The 15,721-nt window shown below is 64.1% G+C and carries 11 protein-coding genes and 1 pseudogene; 7 read left to right on the plus strand and 5 right to left on the minus strand.

The annotated features are described in order from the left end of the window. Positions 1-637 precede the first annotated feature (637 nt). From PW947_RS21640 to PW947_RS21655, 4 genes are all read left to right on the plus strand, one after another. A complete protein-coding gene (locus PW947_RS21640; protein WP_299634447.1) occupies positions 638-2,629 on the plus strand; it encodes a hypothetical protein in 1,992 nt (663 codons plus the stop codon). 203 nt (positions 2,630-2,832) lie between these two features. Next, complete coding sequence (locus PW947_RS21645) at positions 2,833-3,285, plus strand: GDP-mannose mannosyl hydrolase (RefSeq protein WP_299634448.1); 453 nt, start codon at positions 2,833-2,835, stop codon at positions 3,283-3,285. A gap of 26 nt (positions 3,286-3,311) precedes the next feature. Then, the gene (locus PW947_RS21650; protein WP_299634449.1) at positions 3,312-4,370 is read left to right on the plus strand and encodes a helix-turn-helix domain-containing protein; all 1,059 of its coding nucleotides are present in this window, start codon (positions 3,312-3,314) and stop codon (positions 4,368-4,370) included. Between the two features lie 601 nt (positions 4,371-4,971). Next, positions 4,972-5,760, plus strand: coding sequence for a sulfite exporter TauE/SafE family protein (locus PW947_RS21655; RefSeq protein WP_299634450.1), 789 nt, complete (start codon positions 4,972-4,974; stop codon positions 5,758-5,760). Between the two features lie 18 nt (positions 5,761-5,778). Here PW947_RS21655 and PW947_RS21660 read toward each other — a convergent pair whose 3' ends face one another. After that, positions 5,779-6,033, minus strand: coding sequence for a hypothetical protein (locus PW947_RS21660; RefSeq protein ID WP_299634451.1), 255 nt, complete (start codon positions 6,031-6,033; stop codon positions 5,779-5,781). Positions 6,034-6,392: 359 nt separating this feature from the next. Then, positions 6,393-6,737 (minus strand): BON domain-containing protein, encoded by a 345-nt coding sequence (locus PW947_RS21665; protein ID WP_299634452.1) that lies wholly within the window; start codon positions 6,735-6,737, stop codon positions 6,393-6,395. Positions 6,738-7,247: 510 nt separating this feature from the next. Between PW947_RS21665 and PW947_RS21670 the strand changes: the two genes are divergently transcribed. The 3 genes from PW947_RS21670 (at position 7,248) to PW947_RS21680 (ending at position 10,799) form a co-directional block, all read left to right on the plus strand. Next, positions 7,248-8,789: a TAXI family TRAP transporter solute-binding subunit gene (locus tag PW947_RS21670; protein ID WP_299634454.1), complete on the plus strand. Its 1,542-nt coding sequence runs from the start codon at positions 7,248-7,250 to the stop codon at positions 8,787-8,789. Positions 8,790-8,903: 114 nt separating this feature from the next. Beyond that, positions 8,904-9,548: a 2-hydroxychromene-2-carboxylate isomerase gene (locus tag PW947_RS21675; RefSeq protein WP_299634455.1), complete on the plus strand. Its 645-nt coding sequence runs from the start codon at positions 8,904-8,906 to the stop codon at positions 9,546-9,548. A 258-nt stretch (positions 9,549-9,806) separates the two neighbouring features. Then, entirely contained in the window at positions 9,807-10,799 is a 993-nt protein-coding gene (locus tag PW947_RS21680; RefSeq protein WP_299634456.1) for a LysR substrate-binding domain-containing protein, read from the plus strand. Here PW947_RS21680 and xdhC read toward each other — a convergent pair. From xdhC to xdhA, 3 genes and pseudogenes are all read right to left on the minus strand, one after another. Beyond that, positions 10,744-11,269, minus strand: a pseudogene (gene xdhC, locus PW947_RS21685) (xanthine dehydrogenase accessory protein XdhC). The gene PW947_RS21680 and the pseudogene xdhC sit on opposite strands and share 56 nt — an antisense overlap. A gap of 110 nt (positions 11,270-11,379) precedes the next feature. Beyond that, a complete protein-coding gene (gene xdhB / locus PW947_RS21690; RefSeq protein ID WP_299634457.1) occupies positions 11,380-13,755 on the minus strand; it encodes a xanthine dehydrogenase molybdopterin binding subunit in 2,376 nt (791 codons plus the stop codon). A gap of 27 nt (positions 13,756-13,782) precedes the next feature. After that, positions 13,783-15,327, minus strand: a complete 1,545-nt coding sequence (gene xdhA, locus PW947_RS21695) for a xanthine dehydrogenase small subunit (protein WP_299634458.1) — start codon at positions 15,325-15,327, stop codon at positions 13,783-13,785. Between the last annotated feature and the right edge of the window lie 394 nt (positions 15,328-15,721).

The following is a 15,721-nucleotide window of genomic DNA, read 5'->3' on the forward strand; positions in this document are numbered from 1 at the left end:
GGCTGATTTTTGCGAGACATTGGCGTATTAAGGACGCAGCCGTAAGATTTCTCGAAAGGCTTTATCCAGACGATACGAATCAATTACCTTGCGATGCACGAAGTACCGGTCAATATTTCGGATTTTGAAAGAAAACACTGCCCTTCTCCGCATTTTGAGAAGCTATTAACTCATTGACTTCAAAAGGATATGTGCTGGCGCACAGACGATGGCGGCAAAGCGCTTATTCAAAGCCGCCTGGTTTGAAATATGCGTCCGATATCAAGCGGCAATTAAATTTAAATACGCAATTAGCGACCGTCTTGGCCGATGAAAATCGGCTTTTGATATGACGATTAAGCGTGAATAATCGGCGTGGAGAACTCTCCACTCTGCAACGATTGAATACCGGCTTGTGTGGGATACCGAACGTAACTCCGCATATTGCGTTTGAATCGTCTGATTGATTTAAATGTCATCCCGCATTGCGCAATAAATCCGGCGAGGTGCCGCGACCCGGTCATTGCGGAAAAGCACTAGACGAAGTCCACAACGCGACGGGACGGCACGGTAGTCTTGGCCGGTCGGAGCCGATGGGGGCGGCGAGCATGCCGTGAGGCGTCCGCATCAATGGCGGGATGAGCCACTCGGAGCGCGCATGGTCGATGAACCTGGGTTCGAAACCGCATCGTCATCGGCGCGGGGCGTGGGTTGGACCGGCGCGAAGCGGTCGCCGATGGTGGCGATGCTGCTGGGCGTGCTGCTGATCGTCGGCCTGCACGGTGCCGCCCGCGCGGCTACGGTCACTGCGGCCGCTGCTGCCGCTACGCCCGACAGCGCGTTCCGCTGCACGCCCATAGCGGCGAGCGGCGCCGCACCCGCCGCGCAGGGCGAAGCAATCGAAGCCGATGCGATCGACAGCGACGGCACCCGCCTCTACGCGCGCGGCGTCACGATTCCACTTGCCATCACCACGCGTCCGACCCGCGACGACACGGTCGTCTGGGAGATCCGCGACAGCTGGAACAAGACCCAGGCAAGCGGCCGCTTCGACGTGCCGCGCGGCGCCGGCAAGCGCATCCTCAACTGCACGGGCACGCTGGCCGGCTACTTTGCGTTGTCGGCGTCGTATGCGCAGTCGGGCGGCGAGTTGCCGCAACGTGGCACGCGACCCGCCGGAATCGTCACGTTCGGCGTGCTGCCGCAACTCAATGCCGTGTTGCCGCCGGTGCGTTTTCCGCAGGCGGATCTGCATCGCTTCGGCGGTCAGGGCACCGCGTATATCGCGCCCGGCCAGCACTGTTGCGGCGGCGACGGACTGCGTCCCGTGTACACCAATCTCGGGCTGAGCTGGGCCAACGATCACCGCAACTGGAACGTCGAGGAACCCGACCACGCGAATACCTTCGACCCGGCCAAAAAGCAGCTCGACGCGTATTTCCGCACGCCGGACATCATGCGGCTGATCCTCGTCGACGGCATTCCGAAATGGGCCGCGCCGGAAGGGAAGGAAACGCATAGCTACGCACCCGTGTCGCTCGACGCAATGCGCGAATACATGACGCGCGTGGGCACCGAGTCGGTTCAGGTTCGCACGAAGTATTTCCCCGCGCAGGCGCATAACTACTATCAGGTCACATGGGAACCGGACCCGGCGGGCGGCCTGCCGTGGCGAGATACCGACGCGAATTTCGTCGCGATGTATGCGGCGGTCTGGCAGGGACTGCACGCGACGGATCGCAGCGCCGTCGTGATGGGACTGACGTATTCGTCGGTTGGCGAAAACGTGAAGTGGCTCAATCATTTCGGACCGCTAGGCATCGGCAAGTATCTCGACGGTCTGACGATTCACGGCTACTACGACTTCGGCAACAGCCCGTCGCATCCGCCGGAACGCACGATCGACTCGCCCAATCCGAAGGAAGCGTCCGAAGCGATTCCCACCGCGATGCGCGCGCTGCGTCGTCAGATGGCCGAGTATCTGAAGCCCGGCGCAAAGCTGTTCGTCACCGAACTCGGGATCAGCTACGACATCGGCACCGCGTATGCGCCGCACTATCCGACCGCGGATGTACTCAAGGCGCAAGCGGCCATCGTCGCGCGTGCGCATCTGATGCTGCTCGGCGAAGGCGCCGATCTCACCTACGTGTTCTACGCCGCCGACATGCCCGAAAACGTGCCGGGCTACGGCGTCTTTTTCGATCTGACGAACCCGCGCGGCATGTACGGCTCGACCGCGATCAGCCCGAAACCGGCCGCGCTCGCGGTCGCGGCGATGACACGCGTGATCGATGGCACGAGCACGCTCGGTGCGCTGAAGAATCTGCCGAAGGGCGTGTTCGGTTATGCGTTCCAGCGGCTCGGCAACGGCAAGGTCGTCACCGCGCTCTGGACCTGGGACGCAGCGAAATGGAACGCGAAAACCGGCTTCGACACCGACACCACCACGCCGTTGAACCTCAACGTCGATGCGCCCGGCAAGTCGGGCGAGGTTGCCGTGATCGACATGATGGGCAATCCGTCTACCGTCGCGTATCGCGACGGCGTGCTGTCGTTGCCGGTGTCGGCGAGTCCGGTCTATGTGATCTCGCCGAACCCTACAGTTATGAAAGCTAACGCGACCGCGCCACTCGGATATACCGGCCGCTAGCGTGCGCTTTCGTAAGACCGTGGTGCATCCGATGCGTCGCAACGGAGCGGCTTAAACGTGCGGACCGAAAAAAAATGCCCGTCTCTCAGACGAATGGCTTGCGGTGGCGAGACTTCGGCGATTTTCGCCAGTGCGCAGTGCCGCGTGCGAGCCTAGACTCGTTGAACTTTCCAGTTAAGCACGCGCTACGCGACCCCACTCCAATGCTCAATGCGCCCGATTTTCTCGACGTCGTTCGCATGACACCGCTGGTGTCCATCGATCTGATCGTATGGGACACAGCCGGGCGGGTGTTGCTCGGACGACGTCGCAACCGGCCCGCGCTCGGCACCTGGTTCGTACCCGGCGGACGCATCCGCAAAGGCGAGCGACTCGACGAAGCGTTCACGCGCATCGTCGATGCGGAGTTGGGCATCGCCAGCATGGAACGATCCGCCGCGCGCTTCGGCGGTTTGTTCGAACACCTCTATAGCGACAACTTCGCCGCCCAGGAAGAGATCACCACGCACTACATCGTGCTCGCGTATGCACTGTCGCTCGCCAGCACGGCATCCGTCGGCCGCTTCGATCAGCACAGCGAATATGCATGGCTTGCGCCGGAAGAGCTGCTCGCCCGCGACGACGTCCACGAAAACGCCAAGGCGTATTTCCGCTAGCGCCTCACAAGCGAAGGGAGACCTCAATGCAAGAGAAGAATGTGATGATCCGGAGTCGCGCCAAGTCGCCGGTCGCTCATGGCAATCCGGCCGGCATTGTGCGTGCCGCCAAACGGATCGGGATCCTGGTGTTCGACGGCTTCCCACTCAGCGACGTCAGCTCGATTGCCGAAGCGTTTCGCCTTGCCAACGAGGCGCACGTCGCACAGACCGGCGCGGATGTTCCGTATTCGGTGGTGATGTTGTCCGAGCACGGCGGCAGCGTCGCGAGCCAGTGTTCGTTGCAGGTCTGGACCGACAGCCTGAACGGTCCGCTGCTCGGCGGCTTCGACACGCTGTTTATCGCCGGCGGTCCGGGTGCGGCGCGCGCCAGATTCAACAGCACATTCCTCGGACGCCTGCGCGCGATCGCGCCGCAAGTCGGCATCGTGAAAGCGCTCGGCGAAGGACGCGCGTTGCTGGCGGCAGCGGATCTGTCGGTGGGACGCGGCAGTATCACGACCGCGTCGGTGCGCAGCACGCAATGGCGCGCATTACCGGGTGATTACGCGAACACCGCGATCGATTCGCCGCGCGGACCGATCGTCGCGGCGCTGACGGTGATTCGCCGCGATCACGGCACGTCGATGGCGCAACTGATCTCCGAACGCTCCGCGCCGGGAGCATGGCGGCGCCTCGGCGTGATGCTCGACGATGCGGAATCGGACGCGTTGAGCGGACGCATCAACACGGCCGCATCGTGGTTGCGTTCGAACTACGGCAAGCTGATTTCCGTCAGCGACGCCGCGCAGGTCGCGCAGATGAGCGAGCGCAGTTTTCTCCGACGCTTCAAGACGCAGATGGGTCTGACGCCGTCGGAATATCTATTGCGTGCACGACTCGACGCGAGTTGCCTGCTGCTGACCGGCACCGATCTCCCGATCGATGCGATCGCGCGCCGCTGCGGCATGCGCAGCGGCGACGGTCTCGCGAAAATCTTCCGCCGGCGTCTGTCGATCTCGCCGACGCGTTATCGCACCGCGAATCGCAACAGCAAGAACGCGGCAGCCGACGAACGCGAGCACGCCGACGCAACTGCTGCATGAAGATGAGATGACGCGCGGCGTGCGTCACGGATAACTGGCACGCCTTGCCTGACCGCCCGGCGCGACGCCCGCACGTAAGCGTCGCGCCAAAAACTTCCGGCGACAGCGATGTCGATTCGGCGCACACTCGATGGCGACGCCCGGCCAATTCGACGGGCGCACACACGCAACCGGGAGTCACCGTATGGCAAAAGGTCAGATGCGCAGCAATCGCGAAACAAAGAAACCGAAACAGGCCAACAAGAAATCGCCGGCGCCTGTCACGCCGTCGGGCGCGCAACCCATTCGGGTAACGCCGTCCTCAACCGCCACGCCGAAAAAGCATTGACGCAATCGGCGAGATCGCGCGCGGCCGTCCGGCTCGCGCGCGTCCTGAATGCACTTCGTCTTCGTTCTCGTCCTCGTTCGAATCCCACTTCCGCTTCCGCTGCGGCCGTCGTGAAGGTCTGGGAAAGGCGCACGCCATTTCCGGATACCGACGCAACCGCGCCACTTTTGCGACAATAGCGCCTTTGTCACGCCAGTCTCTGTGCGTGCTTCGCGGCGTTTGCCGCCGGAACACGCGGTTCGCAACCTCCATCGACCGTTCGCGGTCCGCTTCATGGCCCTTCCCCATCTGAATCTGCTGTACTCGCTGTCCGGTCTGTTCGTCGGCTTCCTGGTCGGGCTGACGGGTGTTGGCGGCGGCTCGCTGATGACGCCGATCCTCGTGCTGCTGTTCAACGTCCATCCGGCCACTGCCGTCGGCACCGACCTGCTGTACGCGGCCGCGACCAAGGCGACCGGCACGCTGGTTCACGGTCTGAAAGGTTCGGTGGATTGGGGCGTGACGCTGCGGCTCGCGGCCGGCAGCGTGCCCGCCGCGACCATCACGCTGATCCTGCTGCATCGCTATGGGATGGATACGCCGGGCGCGAGCCGTCTGATCCAGGTCGTGCTCGGCGCGGCCCTGCTGATCACCGCGGTCGCACTGATCTTTCGCCCGAAGCTCGCGGCGCTGGCCGCGCGGCGCGCGAGCGCGCAAAGCCATGCGCGCACGCTCGGCCTGACGATTCTGACCGGTGCGGTGCTCGGTGTGCTGGTGTCGCTGACGTCGGTGGGTGCGGGCGCGATCGGCGTGACGGTGCTGCTTTTGCTGTATCCGCTGCTGCCGACCACCCGTATCGTCGGCTCGGACATCGCACACGCGGTGCCGCTGACGCTGCTGGCGGGCGCCGGCCACTGGCTGCTCGGTTCGATCGACTGGGCGATGTTGCTGTCGTTGCTGGTCGGCTCGCTGCCGGGCATCGCGATCGGCAGCTATCTGTCGTCGCGCGCGCCGGATGCGCTGCTGCGCAACCTGCTCGCCGCGACACTCACGCTGGTGGGCGTGCGACTGGTGCTGGCCTGAACGGAACCTGCGGGCGCGTTACTTGAAGAACCGGCAGGTCAGATCGTTTTCGAACTGCCGGACCCAGTGCCCCGCCGAATCCAGCCGGTACGACTGCGCCCAGCCGCCACGCCGCACCGTCACGAGCCGCGCGCAATGAGCGATATCGTCCGGATCGGGACATCCGGTGACTTCGAAGTGGGCCGGCGCAAAACCGTGCCGCGCGCACACCAGTTCGAAGGCGGCCCGTTCGCCGATCGGCAGATCGGTGTAGTCCTGCAGCGTCGTGTTCATATCGTTGACTCCCGTGCATAACCTCACAGTACGCCTGCCAATACGAAAATTGTGTGTCATGGCGCACGGGTTTTTGCGAGCCTCGACCGGATCGGTCATCGCCGGCCAGCAAGCGCGTCCGCCGCGCGTGAATACGCGTCACGCTACGCGCGTCAGCGGAAAATAAATCGAAAAAAAACGGGCTCCGGCGATTTCGCCGGAGCCCGTTTTCGTCGCCGCGACACATTCATCGCACGGAAATCGCCCGCGCCGGATAGACGCACAGCGATCCACCGCGCGTCCACGTGCCGCGCTTCGTCACGCAAGCGTGCACCGCGGACACCGCGGAACCTCGATCCGCCGTGTCCGCGAAGCAGCGCTTACTGTTGCACCACCGAGAGCTTGTTGCTCACCGACGTGACGCCTGCGACGCCCTTGGCGGCCGTGCCGGCTGCGTCGATCTGGCCTTGGTCCGGCACCGAGCCGGTCAGCGAAACCGCGCCGCCGCGTGCGCGCACGACGATGTTCGACACGTCGACGCCGGGCGTCTTGCCGATCGCCGCGCGGACCTTGCGGCCGAGCTGGCTGTTAGCCTTCTTGCCGGCTTTCGCGCTCGTTGCCGGCGCTGCCATCGTGCCGGCATCGCTTGCCTGTGCATACACGTTGCAAGCAACGACCATTGCCACCACACCACCCAGCGCCTTCAAAAAACCGACCGATTTCATGCTTTTCTCCTTTTACTTCGGTTTGGACCGCATCTCACTGCGGCTTCGTTACGACTTCCGGCGGCCTGGCGCCACGCGCGCGCGATCACGCGCCTGGCGACGCGCGCGAGCGAATACGCGCGGCGATCCAACGGCCGATATGGCTTTGACGGTGTGCGAGAGGCGAGAGAAGCCGGCTGCCGTGAACCGTGCGTTCAGGCGGGCCGAACTGCCGCGAAGTCCGCCAGCGCGCCCGGTTCTGCTTTGTCGTGCCGGGTCGCGCTGCGCAAACGCTTGAATCGCAGCAGCGATGCACAATTTAATCTAGCCGCGCGAGAAGCGCAAAGGGTTTAGTCAGCATCGCGCACCAGCGCCCATCGTGGCCGCGCGCCGCCACGGCATGAGGCGCCGCCGCCTGTCTTTCACGATTTGTTACTGGTTTATGAATTCCGGGCGCGGCGCGCTCATGTACCATCGGCGCGAGCCATTGGTCGTCTCCACCGCATCCGTTCGCATCCGCCCCGTCATCCGATGAAGCCCCTGTCCGGCCGCAAACCTCCTCGCCTCGTCGCCCGTTTCGTGGCGATCTCCTGGCGCGACCTGGCGGTCTCGTTCGGTCCGATCCTGCTGGTCAGCGCCGCCGCGATCTACCTCGCGGTGCGGCTGATCCAGCCCGCGCCGCCCAGTACGCTGACGATGAGCGCCGGACCGGTCGGCAGTACGTTTTGGAATGCGGCGCAAAAGTACAAGGAGATCCTCGCGCGCAACCGGATCACGCTGGTCGTGCTGCCGTCCGAAGGCTCGCTCGACAACCTGAAGCGGCTCGCCGATCCGCACGGCAACGTCGATGTCGGTTTCGTGCAGGACGGCATCGCGCCGACGCAATCGCGGCAGGATCTGATTTCGCTCGGCAGCGTGTCGTATGTGCCGCTGGCGATCTTCTACCGCAGCCGGCCGGAATCCGTGGATCAGCCGGGTGGTTCGGCTGGTTCGTCCGGTCAGTCCGGATCATCCGGCAAGGCCACGCCGCGCGGCCGGAAAAGCGCCGGCAACGCGCCTGGCGGCGAAACCCGGCCGCACATCGTCACGCGATTGTCCGAATTCAAAGGCTTGCGTCTTGCGATCGGCGCGGAAGGCAGCGGCACGCGCGACCTCGCGCTGGCCTTGCTGAAAGCGAACGGCATCGAACCCGGCGGCCCGACCACGCTGTTGCCGCTGTCCGGCGACGAAGCCGCGCAGGCGCTGACCACCGGCAAGGTGGACGCCGCGTTTCTCGCCGGCGATTCCGCGCAGCCGCCGGTGATGGGCAAGCTGTACCGGACGCCCGGCGTGCAGTTCTACAACTTCACGCAAGCCGACGCCTACTCGCGCCGCTTTCCGTATCTGACGGAAATCACGTTGCCGATGGGCGCATTCGACCTCGGCCGCAACCTGCCGTCGAACACGATCCATATGGTTGCGCCGACCACCGAACTGGTCGCGCGCGATTCGCTGCATCCCGCGCTGTCGGATCTGATGATCGAAGCCGCGAAGGAAGTGCACGGCAAGGCAAACGTGATGCAGCGCGCCAACGAATTCCCCGCGCCGCTCGCGCACGATTTCCCGATCGGCGACGACGCCGCGCGCTACTACAAGTCGGGCAAGGGCTTTCTGTATCGCGTGCTGCCGTTCTGGCTCGCCAGTCTCGCGGATCGCCTGCTGGTGGTGCTGGTGCCGATCGTCGTGGTGCTGATTCCGGGTTTGCGGCTGGTGCCGTCGCTGTACGCATGGCGGGTGAAATCGCGGATCTACCGCTGGTACGGCGCGCTGATCGCGATCGAGCGCGGCGCGCTCAGCGAACATTCGCCGGAAGAACGGCGCACGCTGATCGAGAAGCTCGACGCCATCGAGGAATCCGTCAACGGTCTGAAGATGCCGCTGGCGTACGCCGATCAGTTCTACGTGCTGCGCGAGCATATCGGCTTCGTCCGCGAACGGCTGATGCATAGCCGCGACGCTCCGACCGCTGCGGAAACGGCCTCGGCCTCGCCCGATACCGCGCCGCCGCTCAATCCCGCCCCGCGCGATGCGTGATCGCCGCCTGCGCAATACCTGGGATGCGCGCCGCTCCGGCTCCGCGTAAGATCACCACACATCCGGCGGTTTAGCAGAATCGCGACCGCCCGACAGGCAATCCCGGAGACATTTATGACCGATGGCATCGACGCCACGCAACCGTTGTGGTTTTACGATTTCGTTTCGCCGTTCTCGTACCTGCTGCTGGAGCAATACGACAAATGGCCCGCGTTCCCGTTCGTCGCGACGCCGGTGTCCGTCAACGAACTGGTCGAGCGCTGGTCGCAGCGCCCCGCTTACGGCGTGCCGTCCAAGCGCACGTTCACGTATCGTCACGCGCTGTTTCGCGCGGAACAACTGGGCATTCCGTACCGGATGCCGCCCGTGCATCCGTTCGACTCGACCGGCCCGATGCTGCTGGCCATCGCCGCGGGCGGCGACATCAACGTGACGCGCGAAATTTTCCGTTTCATCTGGCGCGAAGGCCGTGATCCGTCCACCCCCGAAGCGTTTGCGGAACTGTGCGAACGCGTCGGTTTGCCCGACGGTCCGGCGCTGATCCAGCGCGCCGACATCAAGGAAAAGTTGCGCCGCAATACCGAAGACGCGTTGGACCTCGGCGTATTCGGCGTGCCGACGTTCTGGATGAACCGGCAACTGTTCTGGGGCGAAGACGCATTGCCGATGGTGCTGTACTGCGCGCGCACGCCGAACTGGCTCGACTCGAAAGAAGTCAGGCGCATCAGCACGCTGCCGTCGGGTCTTGCGGAAGATTGACCCGGCGCTGAACTACGCTGACAACACGCACGGCCGCGCCGCTTCGGCGCGGCCGTTTCGATTGCGCCGCACGTCACGCAACGCGCGCACTCGCAGATAAGCGAAAAGCGGCTTCGCTGATGCCGGTCATACCGCGCCCGCTATGCCGTCGCATCGCAAACAGGCCTAAGGTTTAGGCTTTCCGCACATCGTCTTGCGCGTCGCCGAAAGCCCGCTTTTGCACGATCCCGCCCGCCTTCGACTTCGCTTGCCCCGCTTATGGATGACACCGCCGCTTCCCTCGATATCTGGCTCGTGCGCGTGCTGCACACGCTGCTGGTCGAACGCAGCGTCACGCAGACGGCGATGCGCCTGAACCAGACGCAACCGGCGATCAGCACCGCGCTGCGCAAGCTGCGCGAGACCCTGAACGATCCGATTCTCGTGCGCGGCAAATCCGGCATGGTGCCGACCGAATACGGCGAGTCGCTGCTGGCGTCGGCGCAACGCGTGCTGCGCGAAGTCGATTTCGTCGCGACGCCGCACGGCGACTTCGATCCCGAGCGTTCGCGCCGCACGTTCCGCGTCGCCGCGCCGGATTATCTGAACGACTTCTTCATGCCGACCGTGATCGCGCAGTTTCGCGAGGCGGCACCGCATGCGCGGCTGGAGATCGGTTCGTTGAGCCCGACGCTCGATCACGACGCCGCACTCGACGCGGGCGAACTCGATCTCGTGATCGGCAACTGGCCGAAGCCCGATCCGCGCTTCGGCAAAAGCGATCTGTTCTCCGATACCGTCGTGTGCCTGATGCGCGCCGATCATCCGCTCGCGCGGCGTCCGATGACCCGCGACGCGTATCTCGCGGCCCCGCATCTCGCGCCTACCGCGTATAGCGGCGCACGCGGCGGCGCGATCGATATCGGCTTTGCGCGCGCGCATGCGCAACGTCGCGTGGTCGCAACCATTCCGTACTTCGGCCTCGTGCCGCAAGTACTACTGCAATCGGATCTGATCTTTACGACGACGCGGCGATTCGCGAGTCACTATGCGGGCATTCTGCCGCTGGCGGTGGTCGATGCACCGATCCCGTTTCCGCGGATCAAGTGCTATCAGTTGTGGCACCCGCAAGCCGGTCGGCCGAGCGATATCGGCTGGCTGCGGGCGTTGATGTCGCAAGTATCGGAGCAACTGGTGGCGCGCGGCGCGCGCCGGGTCAAACGCGCAAAGCCTGAAGATCACGCTGACGTGTCGGCCTTGCTGTCACGCTGACATCTGCCGTCACCGCCCGCGAGCGGATCTGCAGCAACTCCGCGCACACCGCGAGCGCGATCGATGGCGGTGCTTTATCGACGATCCCCGGCACGCCGATCGGGCACACCATCTCGTCCATCCGCTCAGGCTGCACGCCTCGCTCGATCAAGCGCCGCTCGAACTTCACGCGCTTGGTCGCCGAACCGATCATCCCGAAGTACGTGAAATCGCGCCGCCGCATGATGCGTGCGGCAAGCGCGAAATCGAGCGCGTGGTTGTGCGTCATCACCAGAAAGTACGCGCCCGCCGGCGCCTGATCGACGTATCGATTCGGGCGTGTCGGTGGCTTCGACCTGCACGTTCGGCGGGGTTTCGTCGGGGAACAGTTCGTCGCGCTCGTCCACCCATTGCACGACGCACGGCAGACGCCCGAGCAACGCTATCAACGCATGGCCGACATGCCCCGCGCCGAACAGCACGATGTGCATCGGACGCGATTTCGCGCGGTCGTCAGACCGGGGGCCGGTGTCTGCGAGCGCCGGCGCGGCCGGATCGCTCAAACGCATGTTTTTCATCGCGATCTCCGAAGCCCGCATCATCAGACGCGTGCGCTTGCACGATTTGCCGCCGCCGCCGACTTCACCGCGCCGACCGCTTTGAGGATTTCCTCGGCCGTGGCGGGCGCATTCAGCGGCGGATTGATGCGGTAATCTCCGACGGCCGCGACCGCGTCGCGGATCGCAAAGAACACCGAGAACGGCAACAGCAACGGCGGTTCGCCCACCGCTTTCGAACGATGGATGCTGTCTTCCACGTTGCGGTTGTTGAACAGGCGCACGCGGAAATCGGGCGGCGTGTCGTTGACGGTCGGAATCTTGTACGTGGACGGCGCATGCGTCATCAGCTTGCCGCCGTCGTTCCACCACAATTCTTCGGTGGTCAGCCAGCCCATGCCCTGAATGAAGCCGCCTTCCACCTGTCCGACGTCAAGCGCCGGATTCAGCGACGCGCCGACGTCGTGCAGCGCATCGGCGCGCAACACGCGCATTTCGCCCGTCAGCGTATCGATCACCACTTCCGACACAGCCGCGCCGTACGAGTAATAGGAAAACGGCCGGCCTTGCAGTTTGGCCTGGTCCCAGTACAGCTTCGGCGTCGCGTAGAAACCGTCGGACCACAACTGCACGCGCGCGAGATACGCCTTCGAGATCACTTCCTCGAACGGCACGACCGTCTCGCCGACGATCACGTTGTCGTTGGCGAAGCGCACGCTGGCCGCATCGACCTGACCCGCGCCGAACTTCTCCGCGGCGAACGTCGCGAGCCGTGTGCGCAACTGGTGCGCCGCATCTTGCGCCGCCTTGCCGTTCAGATCGGAACCGGTCGAGGCCGCCGTCGCCGACGTGTTCGCGACCTTGCTGGTGTCCGTCGCGGTCACGCGCACGCGCTTGAACATGATGCCGAGTTCATGCGCGACCACCTGCGCGACCTTGGTGTTCAAACCCTGGCCCATTTCGGTGCCGCCGTGATTCACCAGCACCGAGCCGTCGGTGTAGATGTGGACCAGCGCGCCCGCCTGGTTGAAGTGCGTCACGTTGAACGCGATGCCGAACTTCACCGGCGTCACCGCGATCCCCTTCTTCAGGATCGCGTTGTTCGCATTGAACTCGCGAATTTCGGCGCGACGCGCGCGGTAGTCGCTGGTTGCTTCGAGTTCGTCGAGCAGGTGGTGGATCACGTTGTCTTCGACGGTCTGACCGTACGGCGTCAGGTTGCGTTCGGTCGTGCCGTACAGGTTGCGACGGCGGACGTCGAGCGGGTCGAGGTCGAGCGAACGCGCGACGTTGTCCATGATGTATTCGATCGCGAACGCGCCTTGCGGGCCGCCGAAACCACGGAACGCGGTGTTCGACTGCGTGTTGGTCTTGCCGCAAAAGCCCGCGATCGACACGTCCGGCAGCCAGTACGCGTTGTCGAAATGGCACAGCGCGCGCGTCATCACCGGTCCCGACAGATCCGCCGAGAAGCCGCAGCGCGACGTCATATCGACGGATACGCCGTCGAGCACGCCCTGCTCGTCGTAACCGACTTCGTACGTGTAGTGGAAATCGTGGCGCTTGCCGGTCACCATCATGTCGTCGTCGCGGTCCGGGCGCAGCTTGACCGGGCACAGCAGCTTCCATGCGGCCAGCGCGGCGCAGCACGCGAACAGCCCCGATTGCGACTCCTTGCCGCCGAATCCGCCGCCCATCCGGCGACATTCGACCAGCACGTTGTGCGACGCGACGCCGAGCACGTGAGCGACCAGATGCTGCATTTCGGTCGGGTGCTGCGTCGAGCACCAGATATGCATGCCGTCGTCGTCTTTCGGCACCGCGTACGAAATCTGCCCTTCCAGATAGAACTGCTCCTGACCGCCGAGCAGCATTTCGCCTTCGTCGCGATACGTGGCGCGCGCGATCTTGTTGCCCGGTTCGCCACGCGCGATTTTCATCGGCGGCAGCACATGCGTGTTCGCGGCGCGCGCCTGTTTCGCGGTCAGGATCGCGGGCAGTTCGTCGTAGACGACCTCGGCGCGACGCGCGGCCCGCCGCGCGATTTCGTGCGAAGTCGCGACGACGATGAACATCGGCTGTCCGACGAACTGCACGATGCCGTTCGCGAGCACCGGATCGTCGTGGATGATCGGGCCGCACTCGTTGACGCCGGGAATATCGTCGGCGGTAAAGACCGCGACCACGCCGGGCGTCGCGCGCACCTTGTCGAACGACATCGACACGATCTTCGCGTGCGCTTTCGCGGACAGTCCGAGCGCTGCGTGCAGCGTCCCGGCAACCACGGGAATGTCGTCGGTATACGTGGCGCGTCCGGCGACATGCAGATGCGCGGATTCATGCGGGCGCGAGATATGCACCTGTGCGAAATCTTCGAGTGCCTGCGCTTCTTTCAGGAACGGTTCGGCTTGCTGGTTCATCGTGGGTTCTCCGGTTCCGTTGTCTGATTACGCGGTAGCGCCTGCTGCCAGCACGGCGCGCACGTCGAGCGCGCTTTTCGGCAGCGGGTCGTGCGGACGGGTTTCGAGCCAGAAGCGATACAGCGTGTTCTTCGCGGCTTCGAGCCGGTAGTCTTTGGTCGCGCGCATATCGGACAACGGCGCGTAGTCGTTCGAGAGCGCGAGCATCGCGGCTTGCGCGGTCGCTTCGTGCCACTCGGCATCGTTCAGCACGGCTTCGACGTGGGTCGCGCGCTTCGGCGTCGCCGCCATCCCGCCGAACGCGATGCGCGGTTCGCGGATCGTGTCGCCGTCCGCGATAAACGAAAAGGCCGCGCACACCGCCGAGATATCCGAGTCGAAACGTTTGGACAGCTTGTACGTGCGGAATTGCAGATTGCGGCGCGCGCCGGTCCGGGTCGGCACCTTCAGACCGGCGACGAATTCGTGCGCGGCCATGTCCTTCTTCTGATACGCCAGATACAGGTCTTCGAGCGGCATCTCGCGAGTGCCGCGACCGTTGCTTGCGCTATCGCCGCCGCTGTCGCCGCCGATCACGACGTGCGCGCCCAGTGCGATCAGACCGGGCATCGAGTCGCCGATCGGCGAGCCGTTGGCGATATTGCCGCCGAGCGTGCCTGCGTTACGGATCGGCAGCGACGCGAAGCGTTGCCACATCTCGGTCAGTTCCGGATAGTGCTTCGCGAGTTCCGCGTACGCCGCCTCGACCGTGACGCCCGCGCCGATCTCGATCCAGTCGGGCGTGGTCTCGATCCGGCGCAATGCGTCGATCTGCCCGACATAGACGATATCGCCAAGCTCGCGCATCTGCTTGGTCACCCACAAGCCGATGTCGGTGCTGCCGGCGAGAATGCGCGTGTCGGGCGCGGCGGATTTGATCTGCGCGAGCGCTTCGACGCTGCGCGGCGCGGCGAAATGCTGGCCTTTGTGTTCGTAGTGAAACGTATCGTCGCGCTCGATGCCGGCGAGCGAGCGCGACAGCGCGTCGATATCGAGCGGCGCTTTCGGCGCGGGCGCGGCGAACATCCTGACCGCCGCATCGACGATCGGCCGATAGCCGGTGCAACGGCACAGATTGCCGGTCAGCGCGTTCGAAATCTGGTCGCGCGACGGCACGCTGCGATTCGCGCAGCTGTGTTCGTGCCCATGTTTTTCATACAGCGACCACATCGACATCACGAAGCCGGGCGTGCAGAAGCCGCATTGCGAGCCGTGACATTCGACCATCGCTTCCTGAACCGGATGCAGCGAGCCGTCCGGCTGGCGCAAATCCTCGACGGTGAACAGCGCCTTGCCGTCGAGCGTCGGCAGAAACTGGATGCACGCGTTGACCGCCTTGAAATCGACGCCGCCGTTCGCGTTGCGTTCACCGACCACGACCGTGCACGCGCCGCAATCGCCCTCGGCGCAGCCTTCCTTGGTGCCGGTGCAGCGCGCGTCCTCGCGCAGGTATTGCAACACCGTGCGGGTGACGGGCGCGTCGTCGACTTCGCGGATCGCGTTGCGGTGATAAAAACGGATGGGCTGGCTCATGTCTCGGAACTCGGATCGGTTGTGCAGGGCGGCGTCCACTTCGCGTCTGCGGCTCGAAAGCGCGTGAAAGTGTCGCGTTGACGATTCGAAAACTATCACCGTCAATATTCGTAACCCATAGCGGGGAACGCATGCGGGACATATCGTCAGCGCGATAAATTGAGACGAACGGGTGCGTCGGCGCTTATGACGGTGTGGCTGCTGTGCCTTATTTTTGTCGATATTACGTATTAATTGCCACTGACCATTTATCCACGTGGCTTTCCGTAGTCGCCGGTGTGGTCTTTTTATTCACATTTCGCGTATCGATGTCCATCTGACGCTCAATTTTTGAGCATAAAAATATTAAGCATCTCCCGCACAGGGACCGGTTCCATGGGAAAATCACGACTTC

This window comes from Paraburkholderia sp., from assembly GCF_028283785.1.
GTDB lineage: Bacteria > Pseudomonadota > Gammaproteobacteria > Burkholderiales > Burkholderiaceae > Paraburkholderia.